This window comes from Ruegeria sp. CF5, from assembly GCF_056537325.1.
Genome location: NZ_JBQFRI010000007.1, coordinates 60,581 through 76,083 on the forward strand (window position 1 = coordinate 60,581; position 15,503 = coordinate 76,083).

Annotated in this window: 15 protein-coding genes; 10 read left to right on the forward strand and 5 right to left on the reverse strand. The window is 59.6% G+C overall.

Features of this window, described 5'->3' with window-relative positions; genetic code table 11:
- The first annotated feature begins 60 nt into the window (after positions 1-60).
- Together ACR0NW_RS16265 and ACR0NW_RS16270 are read left to right on the forward strand one after the other, a co-directional pair.
- Complete coding sequence (locus ACR0NW_RS16265; protein ID WP_480451577.1) at positions 61-1,515, forward strand: efflux RND transporter periplasmic adaptor subunit; 1,455 nt, start codon at positions 61-63, stop codon at positions 1,513-1,515.
- Between the two features lie 5 nt (positions 1,516-1,520).
- Complete coding sequence (locus ACR0NW_RS16270; protein WP_480451576.1) at positions 1,521-4,916, forward strand: efflux RND transporter permease subunit; 3,396 nt, start codon at positions 1,521-1,523, stop codon at positions 4,914-4,916.
- Here the strand turns inward: ACR0NW_RS16270 and ACR0NW_RS16275 are convergent, their stop codons facing one another.
- Complete coding sequence (locus ACR0NW_RS16275) at positions 4,917-5,357, reverse strand: NUDIX hydrolase (protein ID WP_480451575.1); 441 nt, start codon at positions 5,355-5,357, stop codon at positions 4,917-4,919.
- 3 nt (positions 5,358-5,360) lie between these two features.
- The gene (locus tag ACR0NW_RS16280; protein WP_480791886.1) at positions 5,361-6,083 is read right to left on the reverse strand and encodes a protein-disulfide reductase DsbD domain-containing protein; all 723 of its coding nucleotides are present in this window, start codon (positions 6,081-6,083) and stop codon (positions 5,361-5,363) included.
- Between the two features lie 118 nt (positions 6,084-6,201).
- Between ACR0NW_RS16280 and ACR0NW_RS16285 the strand changes: the two genes are divergently transcribed.
- Positions 6,202-6,873 (forward strand): YqgE/AlgH family protein, encoded by a 672-nt coding sequence (locus ACR0NW_RS16285; RefSeq protein WP_480451573.1) that lies wholly within the window; start codon positions 6,202-6,204, stop codon positions 6,871-6,873.
- Here ACR0NW_RS16285 and ACR0NW_RS16290 read toward each other — a convergent pair whose 3' ends face one another.
- A complete protein-coding gene (locus tag ACR0NW_RS16290) occupies positions 6,874-7,824 on the reverse strand; it encodes an L-threonylcarbamoyladenylate synthase (protein WP_480451571.1) in 951 nt (316 codons plus the stop codon). It abuts the gene before it with no gap.
- 136 nt (positions 7,825-7,960) lie between these two features.
- Between ACR0NW_RS16290 and ACR0NW_RS16295 the strand changes: the two genes are divergently transcribed.
- The 7 genes from ACR0NW_RS16295 to ACR0NW_RS16325 all read left to right on the forward strand — a co-directional run bounded on the left by ACR0NW_RS16295 (position 7,961) and on the right by ACR0NW_RS16325 (position 14,467).
- Positions 7,961-9,664, forward strand: coding sequence for an acyl-CoA dehydrogenase (locus ACR0NW_RS16295; RefSeq protein ID WP_480451569.1), 1,704 nt, complete (start codon positions 7,961-7,963; stop codon positions 9,662-9,664).
- The gene (locus tag ACR0NW_RS16300) at positions 9,664-10,710 is read left to right on the forward strand and encodes an MBL fold metallo-hydrolase (protein ID WP_480451568.1); all 1,047 of its coding nucleotides are present in this window, start codon (positions 9,664-9,666) and stop codon (positions 10,708-10,710) included. The genes ACR0NW_RS16295 and ACR0NW_RS16300 overlap by 1 nt, the downstream gene beginning before the upstream one ends.
- 3 nt (positions 10,711-10,713) lie before the next feature.
- The gene (locus ACR0NW_RS16305; protein ID WP_480451566.1) at positions 10,714-11,166 is read left to right on the forward strand and encodes a DUF6173 family protein; all 453 of its coding nucleotides are present in this window, start codon (positions 10,714-10,716) and stop codon (positions 11,164-11,166) included.
- A 64-nt stretch (positions 11,167-11,230) separates the two neighbouring features.
- A complete protein-coding gene (locus tag ACR0NW_RS16310) occupies positions 11,231-13,069 on the forward strand; it encodes a glycerophosphodiester phosphodiesterase (RefSeq protein ID WP_480451564.1) in 1,839 nt (612 codons plus the stop codon).
- Positions 13,056-13,616 carry a hypothetical protein gene (locus ACR0NW_RS16315; RefSeq protein WP_480451562.1) on the forward strand — a complete coding sequence of 187 codons (561 nt, stop codon included), beginning with the start codon at positions 13,056-13,058 and terminating at the stop codon, positions 13,614-13,616. Before ACR0NW_RS16310 ends, ACR0NW_RS16315 begins: the two co-directional genes overlap by 14 nt.
- 66 nt (positions 13,617-13,682) lie before the next feature.
- On the forward strand, positions 13,683-13,817 hold the full coding sequence (locus tag ACR0NW_RS16320; RefSeq protein WP_170654591.1) for an aa3-type cytochrome c oxidase subunit IV: 135 nt from the start codon (positions 13,683-13,685) through the stop codon (positions 13,815-13,817).
- 17 nt (positions 13,818-13,834) lie between these two features.
- Entirely contained in the window at positions 13,835-14,467 is a 633-nt protein-coding gene (locus ACR0NW_RS16325; RefSeq protein ID WP_480451561.1) for a hypothetical protein, read from the forward strand.
- Here the strand turns inward: ACR0NW_RS16325 and ACR0NW_RS16330 are convergent.
- Both ACR0NW_RS16330 and ACR0NW_RS16335 read right to left on the reverse strand, forming a co-directional pair.
- Entirely contained in the window at positions 14,456-14,788 is a 333-nt protein-coding gene (locus tag ACR0NW_RS16330; RefSeq protein ID WP_480451560.1) for an AzlD domain-containing protein, read from the reverse strand. The genes ACR0NW_RS16325 and ACR0NW_RS16330 overlap by 12 nt on opposite strands.
- On the reverse strand, positions 14,785-15,501 hold the full coding sequence (locus ACR0NW_RS16335) for an AzlC family ABC transporter permease (RefSeq protein WP_480451558.1): 717 nt from the start codon (positions 15,499-15,501) through the stop codon (positions 14,785-14,787). The genes ACR0NW_RS16330 and ACR0NW_RS16335 overlap by 4 nt, the downstream gene beginning before the upstream one ends.
- Between the last annotated feature and the right edge of the window lie 2 nt (positions 15,502-15,503).

Sequence of the window (15,503 nt, forward strand, 5' to 3'; positions counted from 1 at the left end):
TTTTTCTGCCCGGCTACCTTCAGCATGTGGCAGCCCGATGCGACCGGAGTGACGTGAACGATGCGATTTCTAAGGCAAAGCCTTGTGGGGGTTTTTCTGGCGGCTTTGACGCTGGCGCTGCTGATTTATGCCGCGCAGTCCATCGTAGGTGCCGTGCAGGAGGTTCTGGCCCGAGACTCGCAGCCGCCGGAATCGCGGGAACGTGTGTTTGCCGTCAGCGTCCGTACTGCTGAGTTCGCGACCGTCACGCCATATCTCGAAGCCTTCGGAGAGGTTCAGAGCCGACGCCGGCTTGAACTGCGCACAGCCGCAGGGGGACGTGTGATTGCATTGTCCAGCGACTTCGAAGATGGCGGTACTGTCCACGCCGGTGAAATACTGGTCGAGCTTGATCCGGCAGACGCGCAATCGGCCCTAGACCGCGCCAAGTCCGACCTGCTGGATGCGCAATTCGAGGAACGTGATGCCGAACGCTCGCTTCTGTTGGCGCAGGATGAACTGAAGGCGGCGGAAGATCAGGCGGATTTGCGGGCAAGGGCGCTGCAACGGCAGAAGGACCTTGAATCCCGCGGATACGGATCGACAGCCAGCGTGGAAGAGGCAGAGCTGACCGCAGCGTCCGCGCGGCAATCCGTTCTGGCGCGCAGCATCGCGCTGGCGCAGGCGGAATCCCGTGTTGACCAAACCACAACCCTGCTTGCGCGCGCGCGAATTGCGTTGGAAGCGGCCGAGCGGGATTTGGAAGACATGACAATCCGCGCCCGCTTCGACGGTACCTTGTCGGGGGTGACCCTTGTCGAGGGCCGCCTTGTCGCGGCCAATGAAAAACTGGCCGAACTGGTTGATCCTAACGCGCTTGAGGTGGCTTTCCGTGTCTCGACGGCACAATACGTGCGGTTGCTGGATGAGAGCGGTGAACTGATCAATGCGCCTGTCAGCATTTCGCTTGAAGTGACCGGGGCCGATCTGGTCGCGCATGGCCGCATCAGCCGGGACAGCGGGTCGGCAGGCGAGGGTCAGTCGGGACGGCTGATTTTTGCACGTCTGGATGCAGCCCCCGGGTTCAAACCGGGTGATTTTGTTACGGTTTCGGTGGAAGAACAGCCTCTGGATAAAGTGGTGCGCCTGCCTGCATCGGTTCTGGACGCATCCGGATCGGTGCTGATCCTTGGCCCGGATGACCGGCTCGAATCGCTGCCTGTGCAGCTTGTGCGCCGTCAGGGTGACGAGGTTCTGCTGCGCGGTCAGGGTCTTGAGGGGCGTGAGGTCGTGATCGGGCGTACCCCGCTTTTGGGAACCGGCCTGCGTGTGCGTCCGCTGCGGGTCGAAGCTCGGGCGGACCCGGATCTCGAGATGGTCGAATTATCCGATGAGCGTCGGGCACAATTGGTCGCGGTGGTCGAAGCCAACGAACGTATGCCGCAGGACGTCAAGGCCAGAGTCCTGAGCCAGCTGGGCAACCAGCAGGTTCCCGTGCAACTGGTGCGGCGAATTGAAGACCGGGCAGGGGGCTGACGGGCATGATCCGTGAGATTCCCGGTACGGCCAGCGGCATCCTCAGCTATTTTGCGCGGCATCGCACGCTGGCAAACCTGTTGCTGCTGGTGATGCTGGTTTTGGGGGCCGCCTCAATCCCCAATATGCGTGCGCAGTTCTTTCCGGACGTCATACTCGAACGGGTCGATATCACGGTTCAATGGGATGGTGCCGGTCCTGAAGATGTTGATAACGGTATCGTTCAGGTGATCGAGCCTGTGCTGCTTTCCGTCGAAGGTGTAAACGAAACGAGGGCCCGATCAACGGAAGGCAGGGCACAGATCTGGCTTGATTTTGAGCCAAACTGGGACATGGCGCGCGCGGTAGAGGAGGTGAAGACCGCAATCGATGGTGTTACGAACCTGCCGGAAGATGCCGATGAGCCGAATATTCGCAGGGCGGCATGGCGGGACCGTGTAACCGATGTGGTCCTGACCGGCCCGGTCGAAACCAGCCAGCTTGCGCAATTCACAGATGAGTTGATTACCCGATTGTTCGACGTGGGCGTGACCCGGACCACCATCCGCGGGCTAGCAGCCCCGCGCATCGTGGTCGAGGTGCCAACTGCACAGCTTATCGCCAATGATATCGGCATGGTGGACATTGCATCTGCCATCGCAGCCGAGGTGACGGCCAGCCCTGCCGGCGATGTGACCGGTGCCAATGCCCGCATTCGAACCGGCGCCGAAAAAAGAAAGCCCGAAGAGATCGAGAGTATCGTTCTGCGGTCCTACCCGGACGGCTCCAAACTGGTTGTCGGTGATCTGGCACAAATCCGGGTGGAAGGCACAACGCGCGAACGCGGGTACTATGTTGGCGACGATCCTGCGATGTCCGTGCGGGTGGACCGGTCGGATCAGGGCGATGCAATCGAAATTCAGCGCACGGTCGAACGGGCGGTTTCGGAGATGCAGGCCAGCTTGCCCGAGGGCATAACGGTTGAACTGATCCGCACCCGGGCGCAGGCGATTTCGGACAGGCTGAATATACTTGTCGACAACGGGTTGGTCGGTCTGGGTCTGGTTGTGTGTCTTCTGTTCCTGTTTCTGAATGCGCGCATCGCCTTTTGGGTTGCTGCCGGAATTCCGGTGGCGATGTTCGCGGCCATTGCCCTGATGTATATCGGCGGGTTGTCGATCAACATGGTGTCCCTGTTTGGCCTGATCATCACGCTTGGCATTGTTGTCGATGATGCCATCGTTGTCGGAGAGCACGCCGATTTTCGCGCCCGTCGTCTGGGTGAGCCGCCGGTCGTCGCCGCCGAGCGCGCAGCCCGGCGCATGGCGATGCCGGTATTTGCAGCGACACTGACGACGGTGATCGCTTTCTTTGGTCTTACATCCATCGGCGGGCGTTTCGGAGAACTGATCCGCGACATTCCGTTCACCGTGATCGCGGTGCTGATTGCGTCGCTGGTCGAGTGCTTTTTGATACTGCCGAACCATATGGCCCACGCCATCAAGCATTCGGCAAAAGAACATTGGTATGATCTGCCCAACCGCGTCGTCAACCGCGGCTTCAGATGGGTTCGTGACACCCTGTTCCGGCGGTTGATTACATGGGTTATCCAAGCAAGGTACGTGGTGCTGGCGGCCATGATTGCCATTCTTGCCAGCCAGATTTCCCTGTTCATCCGGGGAGATGTGCACTGGCGGTTCTTCAATGCGCCCGAACGCGGATCGGTCACCGGCAACTTCATCATGATCGAAGGGGCTACGCGGTCCGATACGATGGAAATGATGCGGGAATTGCAGCGGGCGACGGAAGAACTGGGAAAAATCTACGAAGAACGACATGGACGAAATCCGATTGATTACGTGCTGGCCGAAGTCGGCGGTTCTGCCGGGTACGGGTTGTCGGCCGCGGAAGGCAAGGACAATGATCTTTTGGGCGGTATTTCGATCGAGTTGATCGATGCCGATCTGCGCCCCTATTCCAGCTTTGAATTTGTGGGAGAGTTACAGGAATTCGCAGTCAGGCATCCTCTGGTCGAAGTGATTAGTTTCCGGGGGTGGCGGTCGGGTCCGGGCGGCGATGCTATCGAAGTGAATTTCTTTGGCGCGGAGGTCGGAACGCTCAAGGCAGCCTCCGAGGATCTTCAAGCCGAGCTAGTGAAATATCCTGAAGTTTCAGCGCTTGAGGATGATATGGCTTATGACAAGGAAGAATACATACTGGATCTGACCGCGCAGGGCGAAGCGCTGGGTTTCCGGATCGAGACTCTGGGCCGTGTTCTGCGCAACCGGCTGAACGGTATCGAGGCGGCGACCTTCCCCGACGGGCCGCGCAGCACCGAAATCAGGGTGGAACTGCCTGAGGGAGAACTGACTGCCGATTTTCTTGAGCGGACTTTGATGCGCACACCGGATGGGGTGTATGTGCCCTTGGCGGATATCGTCTCGGTCAAGCGCGTATCCGGCTTTTCGACAGTGCGGCGCGTCAATGGTCTGCGGACCATCACGGTAAATGGCGACATCTCCGAAGACGACCCGGCCCGCGCTGCCGAAATAGAACGTGCCTTGCGGCAGGAAATCCTTCCGAACATCGCGTCCGAGCATCAGGTGGAGTGGCGCTTGGAGGGCCTCAGCGAACAGGAAGACAGGTTTCTTGCCGAGGCGCGAACGGGCCTGATCCTGTGTCTGACGGGTATCTACCTTGTTCTGGCATGGGTGTTTGCCAGTTGGACACGGCCATTTGTGGTGATGGCAATCATTCCTTTCGGATTGGTCGGAACAATCTGGGGGCATTACGTCTGGGATGTGCCTCTCAGCATGTTTACCGTGGTCGGCCTGCTGGGGATGACGGGGATCATCATCAACGATTCCATTGTTCTGGTGACGACCATTGACGCCTATCAGAAGGACAGGGGACTGGTTCCGTCAATCATTGAAGGGACCGCTGATCGTCTGCGGCCGGTGATGCTGACCACTCTGACAACGGTTCTTGGTCTGACACCTTTGCTCTATGAGGGATCGCAACAGGCACAGTTCCTGAAGCCGACAGTGATCACCTTGGTTTATGGTCTGGGTTTCGGGATGCTTCTTGTTCTGCTTCTCGTCCCCGCGCTGATTGCGATTCAGGGTGACATTTCGCGGCCCATGACGGCAATGCGCCGTGCCTTGCGCGCACCGGATCGGACTGTGCGTATTGCGGTAACCGGAACTGCGGTTGCGATGCTGCTCTGGCTGGTAGTGACGATGATCTGGCCATTGATCACAGGCGCGCCCTGGTCGGTCTTGCAGATGTTTGACGCAGGTGACGCGAACGTCATTCGCGTCGCGTTGGGCCAGTTTGTTATTGGCGCCATGCTGATCCTGCTTGTCGGAGTAACGATATCTTCGCTGGTGTACGCCCGCCTGTCCGGCCGCAGAAAAACCTGATCAGTGGCGGTTTGCCTCAGAATGCTGAACCGCAAGTGCGTGCTCTAACAACTCGATGACCCGCGCACTCATCGCAAGATTACCCGCGCGTATCTGCTCAATCGGAAACCATTGCGCGTCCATCGCATCATCGCCCGCCATTGGCTCGCCCTCAACATAGGAGCAGGCCACACCGACAAGCAGGTAGTGGGCGACAACACGTCCCTCTTCGTCCCGGCGAATAAGATCCAGATTGTCCAGATAATGCGTCGGATCGGCCTCGATACCGGTCTCTTCCCGCAATTCCCGCTGTGCGGCGTCAAGGGCAGTTTCACCCCACTCCACATGTCCGCCGGGAAAACCCCATAGTCCGGCATCCGGCATTTTGCTGCGCTGTACCAACAGCACCCTGCCTTCATGCAGCAATACGGCCAGCGCGCCGATCAACGGGGTTTTGGCCATCCCTCAGCCCGCACCACAGCCCTGAATGTCAACGGAATGATTTGCGCCCAATACGGTGATCCGAACCTCGGACCGATCAAGTGCAAATGCTCCGCCCAACTGGCTGACCAGTTCCGAGCTGGCAACCAGCTTATTTCCCTGCCTTCGGGTTTCGGTCTGCGACGCCCAGATTGCGGGATTGCCGGGTTCGATGACGGCAATTTCCGCACCGCCGGCCGAGGGCATGGTGATGTGCGCCTCAACCTGTATTCCATCGGCGGTCGGCTTCAGAAGGCAACTGGCCTTTGCCACACCAGCCTCGCTGGCGGAGTAGGGCCGTTGCGCCAACGCCGCCGCAATGGCGGGGTTGCGGGCGGCTTGCGCGTCCAGCCGGTGGTCGAATTCCAGATTGCCCGGCACACAGACATCCTTGCAGACACCCAGATCCATTTCGCCTTTCAGCCGCACGGCTTTGCCGGGCTTTGCCGGGGTGATTTCAACGGGCAGGACAAGTTGATCCTTATACCCGATCGAGCGCAGGCCGTTCTGATCAAAGACATATGGCGCGGGCCATGTGATCTCGATGTCGCTGACGTTTTGCGAGCCGCTCCAGTCGAAATGCGGCGGGATGCCTGCGTCGCCCGGTGCCCGCCAATAGGTCTTCCAGCCGTCCGCCAGCGTCAGGCGGATCGCGCCCATATAGGTGCCTTTGGCAGTCATTCCGCCGTCCAGGATTTCCAGCTGCACTAGTTTGTCCACACCCCCTGCAGAGGATGATGTGGCAAGAGCCAGGCAAATGGCCGAGACGACGGAAAGGGATTTAATGCGCGCTGTCATGTTCTATAGATGCGCAGTGCGGGCGGAAATGCCAAGTCACGTTCAGGTCAGAAGGGCCGTTTTCGCCGGAATTGCGCGTCTTTACTTGCCAATACCGTCTTCGCAGGGTCATTCTTGGAATGAAACAAGCAAGAGTTGTCAGCACATGGACCTAACCGGAAAACTGTTGATTGCGATGCCCGGGATGGGCGATCCGCGATTCGACCATTCGGTGATCTACATCTGCAGCCACGGGGATGACGGGGCGATGGGCCTGATCATCAACAAACCCGCCGATCTGCGTCTGAAGGGTTTGTTGACACAGTTGAATATTCCTTGCCGAATTCCGGTTATCGGGGAACGTCTGGTGCGTTTTGGTGGCCCGGTCGAGATGTCGCGCGGATTTGTCCTGCACAGCGCGGAATACGAAGCGAATCTGCATTCCATGGCAATCTCGGAAGGGTTCCGAATGACGGCCACGCTGGACATTCTCGAAGACATCGCCGCCGGTCGCGGACCGGAGCAGGCGATGCTCATGCTGGGGTATTCAGGCTGGGGACCCGGGCAGCTTGAGGATGAAATCTCGATGAACGGCTGGCTGACCGCCGACGCTGCGACCGATCTGGTTTTCGAGACCGAAGATGATGCTAAATGGGAAGCGGCGCTGGCCACATTGGGTGTCGACCCGCTGACCCTGTCCGCCAACGCCGGGCACGCCTGATCAGGTATTGCGCGGTGCAGCGGCCCGTCGAAGCCGGTCATTGATGGCAACACCCAGCCCGTGGGCCGGGATCGGAGTGACCGCTATCGGGCGCCCTGTCCGGTCCAGTTCGTGCAGAGCCGAGAACAGGTTTGCCGCAGCTTCGTTCAGATTGGCATCCGCCGAAAGGTTCAGATCGCAATCCACGGCACCGAAGCCCAACAGGACTTCGTCGCCCTGACGTGATCGGGCGTCCAGGCGCACCGGTGCATCGGGCGCATAGTGGGAGAGCAATTGCCCGGGCGCCGTCAGCTGATCGCCCACCTTATGCCGGTGCAGATTGCGACCCAGTGCAGCCTCGACCTCTTCTGAAGCCACTCCGCCGGGGCGCAGCATTGCGGGGTCGCCCGCCAATCCGACAATGGTAGATTCCAGCCCCACTCCGCACGGGCCGTCGTCAAGTATCGCGGAAATCCGGCCATCCAGCCCCGCGCTGACATGTGCGGCAGTTGTCGGGCTGATCCGGCCCGACGGATTGGCCGATGGTGCGGCGACCGGCCCGTCGAACACGGAAAGTAGTTTGCGCGCCGTCTCATGCGCCGGGACCCGCACCGCCAGCGTATCAAGGCCTGCGGTAACAAGTGATGATATTCCGTGGCCATCCTTCAACGGCAAGACCAGCGTCAGCGGGCCCGGCCAGAAAGCGTTGGCCAGACACTCTGCCTCGTCCGTCCATTCGACATATCGTTGTGCGGCATCCACCGACGCCACATGGGCGATCAGCGGGTTAAAGCTGGGTCGCCCTTTGGCCGCATAGATGGCGGCAACCGCTTCGCCATTGCGGGCGTCGCCGCCCAGCCCGTATACGGTTTCGGTCGGGAAGGCGACCAGATTCCCCTGCCGCAGCAGTTCCGCTGCGCGAGTAACACCTGCGCCGTTAGAAGTCAGATATTCTGTGCCGTTGGGGATCATAAGTGGTGACGCGGCGTTTTGGTTGCTTGAAACATGCGGATGGATAGGTAATCGTCCAAGCCCCGATGAATACCGACGCGTGCCGGGAATTCCAAGCCCGCACGTGCACCACGCCAGACAGCCCCCGAGGGAAGCCATGCCGTATCGCGCCCCAATCTCTGATTACGAGTTCCTTTTTGCAGATGTGGTCGGTTTCGATCAGGTCGCTGCGACCGACCGCTTCGCCGAAGCCAGTTCCGATGTGGTCAGCGCCATCCTGACCGAAGCCGGCAAGATGTGTGAAGAAATCATGGCCCCGCTGCAACGCCCCGGCGATTTGGAGCCTGCGCGGCTGGAAAATGGCGTGCTGCGCACGTCTCCGGGTTATGCGGACGGCTGGAAAGCGATTGCCGAAGGCGGCTGGATCGGAATCAGCGGCGATCCGGAATTTGGCGGGATGGGCCTGCCGATGACGGTGACCACCGCAGTGAATGAGATGATGAGCGCAGCCTGCCTGTCGCTGCAACTGGCGCCGCTGATGAGTCAGGGTCAGATTGAGGCCCTGGAACACCACGCCAGCGATGAGTTGAAACAACTCTATCTGCCCAAGCTGATTTCGGGTGAGTGGTCCGGCACCATGAACCTGACGGAACCGCAGGCCGGTTCGGATGTCGGGGCCTTGTCTTCCCGGGCGGAACCGAACGGCGACGGAACCTATTCGGTGTCCGGGCAGAAGATATTCATCTCTTGGGGTGACAACGATTTCTGCGAAAATGTGTGCCATCTGGTGTTGGCGCGTTTGCCTGATGGGGTGCCGGGAACCAAAGGGATTTCCCTGTTTTTGGTGCCGAAATACATCCCCGACGAAGAAGGTAATCCGGGTGTCGCAAACGATCTGAAGGTGGTTTCGCTAGAGCATAAGATGGGCCTGCACGGTTCGCCCACCTGCGTGATGCAGTATGACGGCGCCAAAGGCTGGCTTGTCGGCAAGGAACACGGCGGCATGGCTGCCATGTTCACCATGATGAACAACGCCCGTCTCGGCGTCGGCGGTCAGGGCGTTGGCTCTGCCGAAGGGGCCTATCAGCACGCACTGGCCTATGCGCTTGAGCGCAAGCAGGGCAAGACACCTTATGGTACGATCATCGACCACGCTGATGTGCGCCGGATGCTATTGGAAATGCGGGCCGATGTGTTCGCTGCCCGTGCAATTCTGCTGGCAAACGCCGTGGCGATCGACATGGCAAAAGCCACAGGCGATGCTGAATGGGCCGCGCGCGCGGCATTGCTGACCCCGATCGACAAGGCGTTCGGCACCGAAACCGGCATTCGCGTTGCCGAGACCGGTGTGCAGGTTCATGGCGGCATGGGCTTTATCGAAGAAACCGGTGCCGCGCAATTCTACCGCGACGCCCGCGTCACGGCGATTTATGAGGGCACCAATGGCATACAGGCCATGGACCTTGTGGCACGCAAGATGATGGACGGGGGTGAGGCCGCGTCGCGCCTGCTGGATGAGATCGAGGATCAGGCTGAAAGCGCCCGTGCGGTTCTGCCCGATCTGGCCGGTCCGGTGTGGGAGGCAACGGAATCGCTGCGCGAAGCCACAGAATGGCTGGTCTCGCAGGGCGATATGAACGACCGATTTGCCGGAGCGCTGCCTTATCTGCGGGCGTTCGCACGCGTTCTGGGCGGTCATTATCACCTGACAGCGGCGCTGGCTGATCCTGAAGGCCCACGCGCCAAACTGGCCCGCTACTATATCAACGCGCTGTTGCCCGAACACGCGGGCCTGCTGGTGCGGGCGCAGGCCGGATCGGCTGATCTGTATGCGCTCAGCGCAGACGAGTTGGTGGCGTGATGGATGGCGCGCGGCCTATGGTAATGCGAAGCCCTTGGGATGAACCTCCAGCACCCGGTGAGGCCATCGAAGTGGCCGAAGGCGTCCTGTGGATGCGCCTGCCGCTGCCGATGGCGCTGGACCATGTGAACGTATACGCACTGGATGACGGCGATGGCTGGACGGTGATCGACACCGGATTTTCGTCGAAAAAGACGCGGGGCATCTGGGAAACTCTGATGGCGGGACCATTGGCGGGCAGGCCGGTGACACGCGTTGTGGCGACCCATCACCATCCCGATCACATTGGCAACGCAGGCTGGTTCCAGTCCGAACATGGGGCCGAACTGATCACCAGCCGCACGGCGTGGTTGTTTGCGCGGATGCTGACGCTTGACGTGCAGGAGACATGGCCAGAAGAGACGCTGGATTACTACCGTAGCGCGGGCATGGCGCCCGAAGTGCTGCAAAAGCGGATGTCCGACCGGCCCTTCAATTTTGCCGATATGGTTTACCCCATGCCGCTGGGTTTTACCCGCGTCCGTCAGGGCGATGTGTTTCGCATGGGCGGGCGCGACTGGGACGTTCACATGGGCAATGGCCACGCCCCCGAGCACGTGACACTCTGGAGCCGCGATGACAACCTCGTCATCACAGGCGATCAGATTCTTAGCTCGATCAGCCCCAACATAGGTGTGTACGCCACCGAACCCATGGCCGACCCTGTCGCCGAATGGCTCGAGGCCTGCGAGCGGCTGGAGCCGCTGGCGCGGCCTGATCAACTGGCCCTTGGCGGTCACAAACTGCCCTTTACCGGCCTGCCGGTTCGGATGCGGCAATTGATCGACAACCATCATGGCGCTCTCAGAAGGCTGACTGACTACCTCGATACGCCAAAAACCGCGGCGGAGTGTTTTGTGCCGCTGTTCAAGCGGTCGATCGGCGAGGGGGAATATGGCCTTGCTTTGGTCGAAGCGGTTGCGCACCTTAACCATCTCTACCACATTGGATCGGTAACCCGGACGCGGCGCGCGGACGGGGCGTGGCAATACCTTCGCAAAGGGTAAGAGATGGAAGACAAGATCGAAACGTCAGCCGAAGCTGCCGAGGCCGCGGCGCTTCCGCGCTGTTATGAGGTCCACGCGAACTCCGAGGCGGACTCGGGTACAAAGGAACTGCCCAAGACGCTGCAGAAACCGGTCGAGGCCAAAAGTCCGGCGCAATGGGCCTATGAGCGTCTGATCCTATACATCCAGAACTTTGAAAAGCAGCTCGACAACAGTCAGGAAGTTGCCATGGGGTTCACCGGTGGCGACGCAGGTGTGCTGCGGATCGAAGGGATGGGGTATTTCGATCCGGATATCGTGACATTCTATGGCTCGGACGGGGCCGGGGGCAAAACCCAGCTAGTCCAGCATGTCAGCCAGCTGAACGTGATGTTGCGCGCCCTGCCAAAATCGATCGAGGACAAACCGGCCAATCGCATCGGCTTCCGTCTGGCGGCAGATCTGGAAGAGGAATGACCTCTTAGCTTGCAATTCAGTGTTGCGCAGCTTTGAATGATTGCATCGTTCAGGAGTTTGCCGCGTGACACATTTTTCAGCCGTTACAACCGCCTACGCCGGAGCATGGGCGCGTCGGCGCATGTTCGTTCCGATCTACATCGCGGTGCGCCTGCTGGTCATTGCGCTGATCGCGCCGGGTGTGGCCATCGCGGTCAATCTGGCGGTTTCGCTGTCTGATCAGACGGCACTGACAGATCAGGACATTGCAGCCTTTATTCTGTCGCCGGTTGGTTTCGTTTCGGCCGTTCTGGTTCTCAGCCTGTTTCTGCTGGCCGAGGTTCTGGTCTTTTCCGTCATGGCCGGGTCCCTTCGGATGGGTGAGCGTGACCCGTGGCGCGCGGGAAGTTCCGCGATCGGTCTGATTGTCTCAAGACTGCCCAACCTGCTTGGCTTTGCGGTGCGCTTTGTTCTGAAGGTCCTGCTATTGGTCCTTCCTTTCGCAGCGGTTGCGGCGCTGATTGCGTGGTGGACGCTGACGGAATACGACATCAACTATTACCTGACCTTCCATCCTCCGTCTTTCTGGATTGCTGTTGCGCTGATCGGTGGTGTCATTGCCATTCTAGCCTGGGTATTGATCCGCCGTCTTTCCGCTTGGGCCTTGTCGCTGCACCTCGTCCTGTTCGAACAGGTGGCTCCTGCTGATGCGTTTGAAGAAAGTGCGCGGCGGATGGAGGGCAAGCGTGGTCGCCTCAAGATAGAACTGGTGCTTTGGCTGTTGATCCGCGTCGCAATTGCCGCGGCGATCGGTGGTCTGGCCAGTCTGGTCTTTGGCCTTGTTCCCCTGCAGGAGGGGACCAACCTGCGGCTGGCACTGATCGTCAGCTTGATCGTGGCCATGCTGTGGTCGCTTGCGGGGCTGGTCCTGGCCGCCATTGCGTTGGGGGCGTTGGCAGTTCTGCTGGATGGGTTTTTCGAAATCGAAACGCCCGAACCGCCACATCCTGAACCCCGTAATCTGCGGGGGCGGGTCTTTGGCTTGATGGCTCTGGCCGCTGTGGCGGTCTTTGGAGGCATTTGGATTGGTCAGGACTTGCTGGCCAAATCGCAGGGCGCCGAAAATGTCGATGTCATCGGGCATCGCGGTGCGGCGGCTTTACGGCCTGAAAACACGATGGCATCGGTTCTGAAAGCTATTGATGACGGTGCCGACTGGGTCGAGATCGACGTTCAGGAAACGGCGGACGGCGTTGTTGTTGTGGCCCATGACAGCGATTTCATGAAGCTGGCGGGGGTGAACCTCAAGATCTGGGACGCAACAATGGCTGATCTGGACGATATCGACATCGGCAGCTGGTTTGGCCCCGAATACGCAGATGAACGCACGCCAACACTGCGCGATGTTCTGGCTGCTGCGCGAGGTAAGGCCAAGGTCATTATCGAACTTAAATACTATGGCCACGACGTCGATCTGGAGAATCGTGTCGCCGAGATTGTTGAGCAACTGGGTATGGAAGAAGACATTGCCATCATGTCCCTGAAATATCCGGCGGTTCAGAAGATGCGGGCGCTGCGCCCGGACTGGCGCGTCGGGATTCTGGCGGCAACGGCTGTGGGCGATCTGGCGGGGCTTGACGGTGATTTCGTCGCTGTCAACGCAAACATGGCCTCACCCGGTTTGATCCGGTCGGTTCAGGACGCGGGAAAGGACTTTTACGTCTGGACCATCAACGACCCGCTGCAGATGTCCGCCATGGTCTCGATGGGTGTGGACGGCCTGATCACGGACAGGCCCGCCATGGCGAACGAGGTTCTGCGAGTGCGTGCCGAAATGGGCCCGGCGGAACGCCTGCTTTTGTGGCTGGCGACAGAGTTCGGTCTGTCTGTGGATACCGAGGCGATGCGTGATGAAAACCCGTGATCTTGTGCTGGGCCTGTTGCTAATGGCAACGCCGGTGGCCAGCCAGGACCTCATGCGTACGGTTGAAATGCCCGGCCACCGCGCCCTGATGGAGGTGCTGGAAACGGGTGAACCTGTGCCGTTCGAAACGGACGGCTGTTCTGGTGGCCTGTCATCCAGTTGGCGGCTTGTGGCCGATACCTTCCCCGCATTCGGTGAAATGCACGACTCCTCACCCCCATGGGAGGCATGTTGTGTGATCCATGATCGGGCCTATCACAATGCCGCAGGTACCTCGACCGCCGAAGACAGCTTTGAGGCCCGTCTGGCTGCGGATGAGGCGCTGAAGGCATGTGTTATCGAGGACGGTAACCAACGCGCCGATGACTTCGCCATTCGATACCAGATGACCCCGGAACAGGTGCGCTCGGCCTATTCGACGATTGCCGGGGGGATGTATCTTGCAGTGCGGTTTGGTGGCGGCCCCTGCACCGGCCTGCCCTGGCGCTGGGGTTTTGGATATCCGGGTTGTACACCTTTGCAATCCATGGTGCCTGCGCGCGAATGACGTGGTGACAGTCGCATTTTTTTGCATTATCCACCAAATAAACACGCGAATAGGAAAGATTCTGACATGGCTGAACACAAGCACGGCGAAATGGACATCACCGTTCAGACAAAGACCTTTGAAGGGTTTGTGAAATTCACAACATGGACCGTTGCGGTCATCCTTTTCATACTGCTTTTCATGGCTGTGTTCACCTCCTGATCTGAACGGGTGTGTCTGTGCTCAGAATTCTGATTGCCTGTCTTCTGGCGGCAACCGTTGCAGGGTGCGCGGGATCGAAACGCCCCGAGGGTGATCCGGCACAGATCGTTGCCCGGTCCTATCGCGATCCGGGGCCTTCGACGCTTACGCTCTATACGATGATCAACAACCGTACAGGGCAGGGCGCACACACCTCTTTGATGATCAATGCGCGTGAGCGTGTGATTTTCGACCCGGCCGGTTCGTTTCAGGCAGACATTGTACCGGTCAAGGATGATGTGCTTTATGGAATCACTCCGGCGGTTGAACAGGCGTATCGGGCGTCCCATGCGCGTTCCACCCACCACGCGGTCATTCAGACGTTGCAGGTAACGCCGCAACAGGCCGAAATCGCCTATCAGTTGGCAAAGCAGACCGGGCCGGTTCCCGGCGCGTTTTGCGCGAACTACACCGCGCGCATTCTGCAACAGGTGCCGGGGTTCGAGCAGATAGATGTGGTGTATCAGCCGAAAAAGCTGTCGGACCAGTTCGGACAAATCCCCGGCGTAGTGACCGAAACCTACTATGAATACGATGATGCCGACCTGCAGAAAGGTTTGGCAGAGAACAACGCCAAACTGAACGAGCTGGACCGGGTGTCAACCGAGTAGGTACAACAGCCCGTACAGCGTGGCGGCACCGGAAAAGATCGCCGCCAAAACGTTTTTCGTTATCAGCCCCACTGCCAGCGCGACCGTCGCTGCACTCATCCGCGGCACATCGGCTTCCCCACCGGTTGCCGAAGGCCAGACAACCAATGGTGCGATCAAAGCGGGCAGGATGGCGACTGCCGTGTACCTGAGGTGGCGCAACAGCCACGGCGGCATCGGGCGGTCGCCGACAAAGCCAATGAACACGAACCGCAATGCAAAGCTGCCAACGGCCAGCCCGACAATGATGATCCACATGGTGGTGGGGTCGATCTGCGTCATGCCTTTGCCTTTCTGCGCTCCAGCATCACTTCTGCCTGCGCTCCGGCCATCATGCCTGCGCAACCCGCGATCAGCAGGCCCAGATTGAACGGAATCGCCACGGTCAGCAGTGACACCACAATCGCAACCAGCGCTGCCACCACATGTGCCATCGTCCGCATCATCGGGCCGATCATGGACAGAAACGTAATGGGCAGGGCAAAATCCAGCGCCCAGCTTTCCGGAATTTGCGTGCCAAGAACCGCACCCAGATAGGTGGACAAAATCCACAGCGGTGTGATCGGCGTGACCGAGCCGAAGAAATAGGCCATCCGCTGCGGTACAGTCAGATCAGGTTCGTTCTCGAACCGCACGATCGAGCAGGCATAGGACTGATCAACAGTCAGATAGGCCGCAAAGGCCCGCTGCCACATCGGGGCCGCCCCAAGATACGGCGTCAGCGAGGCCGAATACATCGCCATCCGCAGGTTTACTGCCAAGGCCGAGGCCAGCACGATTGCCGTTGGTGCCCCGTCCTGCAGCAATTGCAGCGCCGCAAACTGCGCTGCCCCTGCAAACACGGTTGCTGTAAAGGCCATGGTCTGAACGATATCCAGCCCCGCCTCGGTGGCGAAGACGCCGAAAAGCGTGCCAAAGGGAATGGCCACAAAAACAAAAGGTGAGCCGTCCCGAAAACCCTTCCAGAAGTATGACTTGGATGTGGTGAATGCCATGG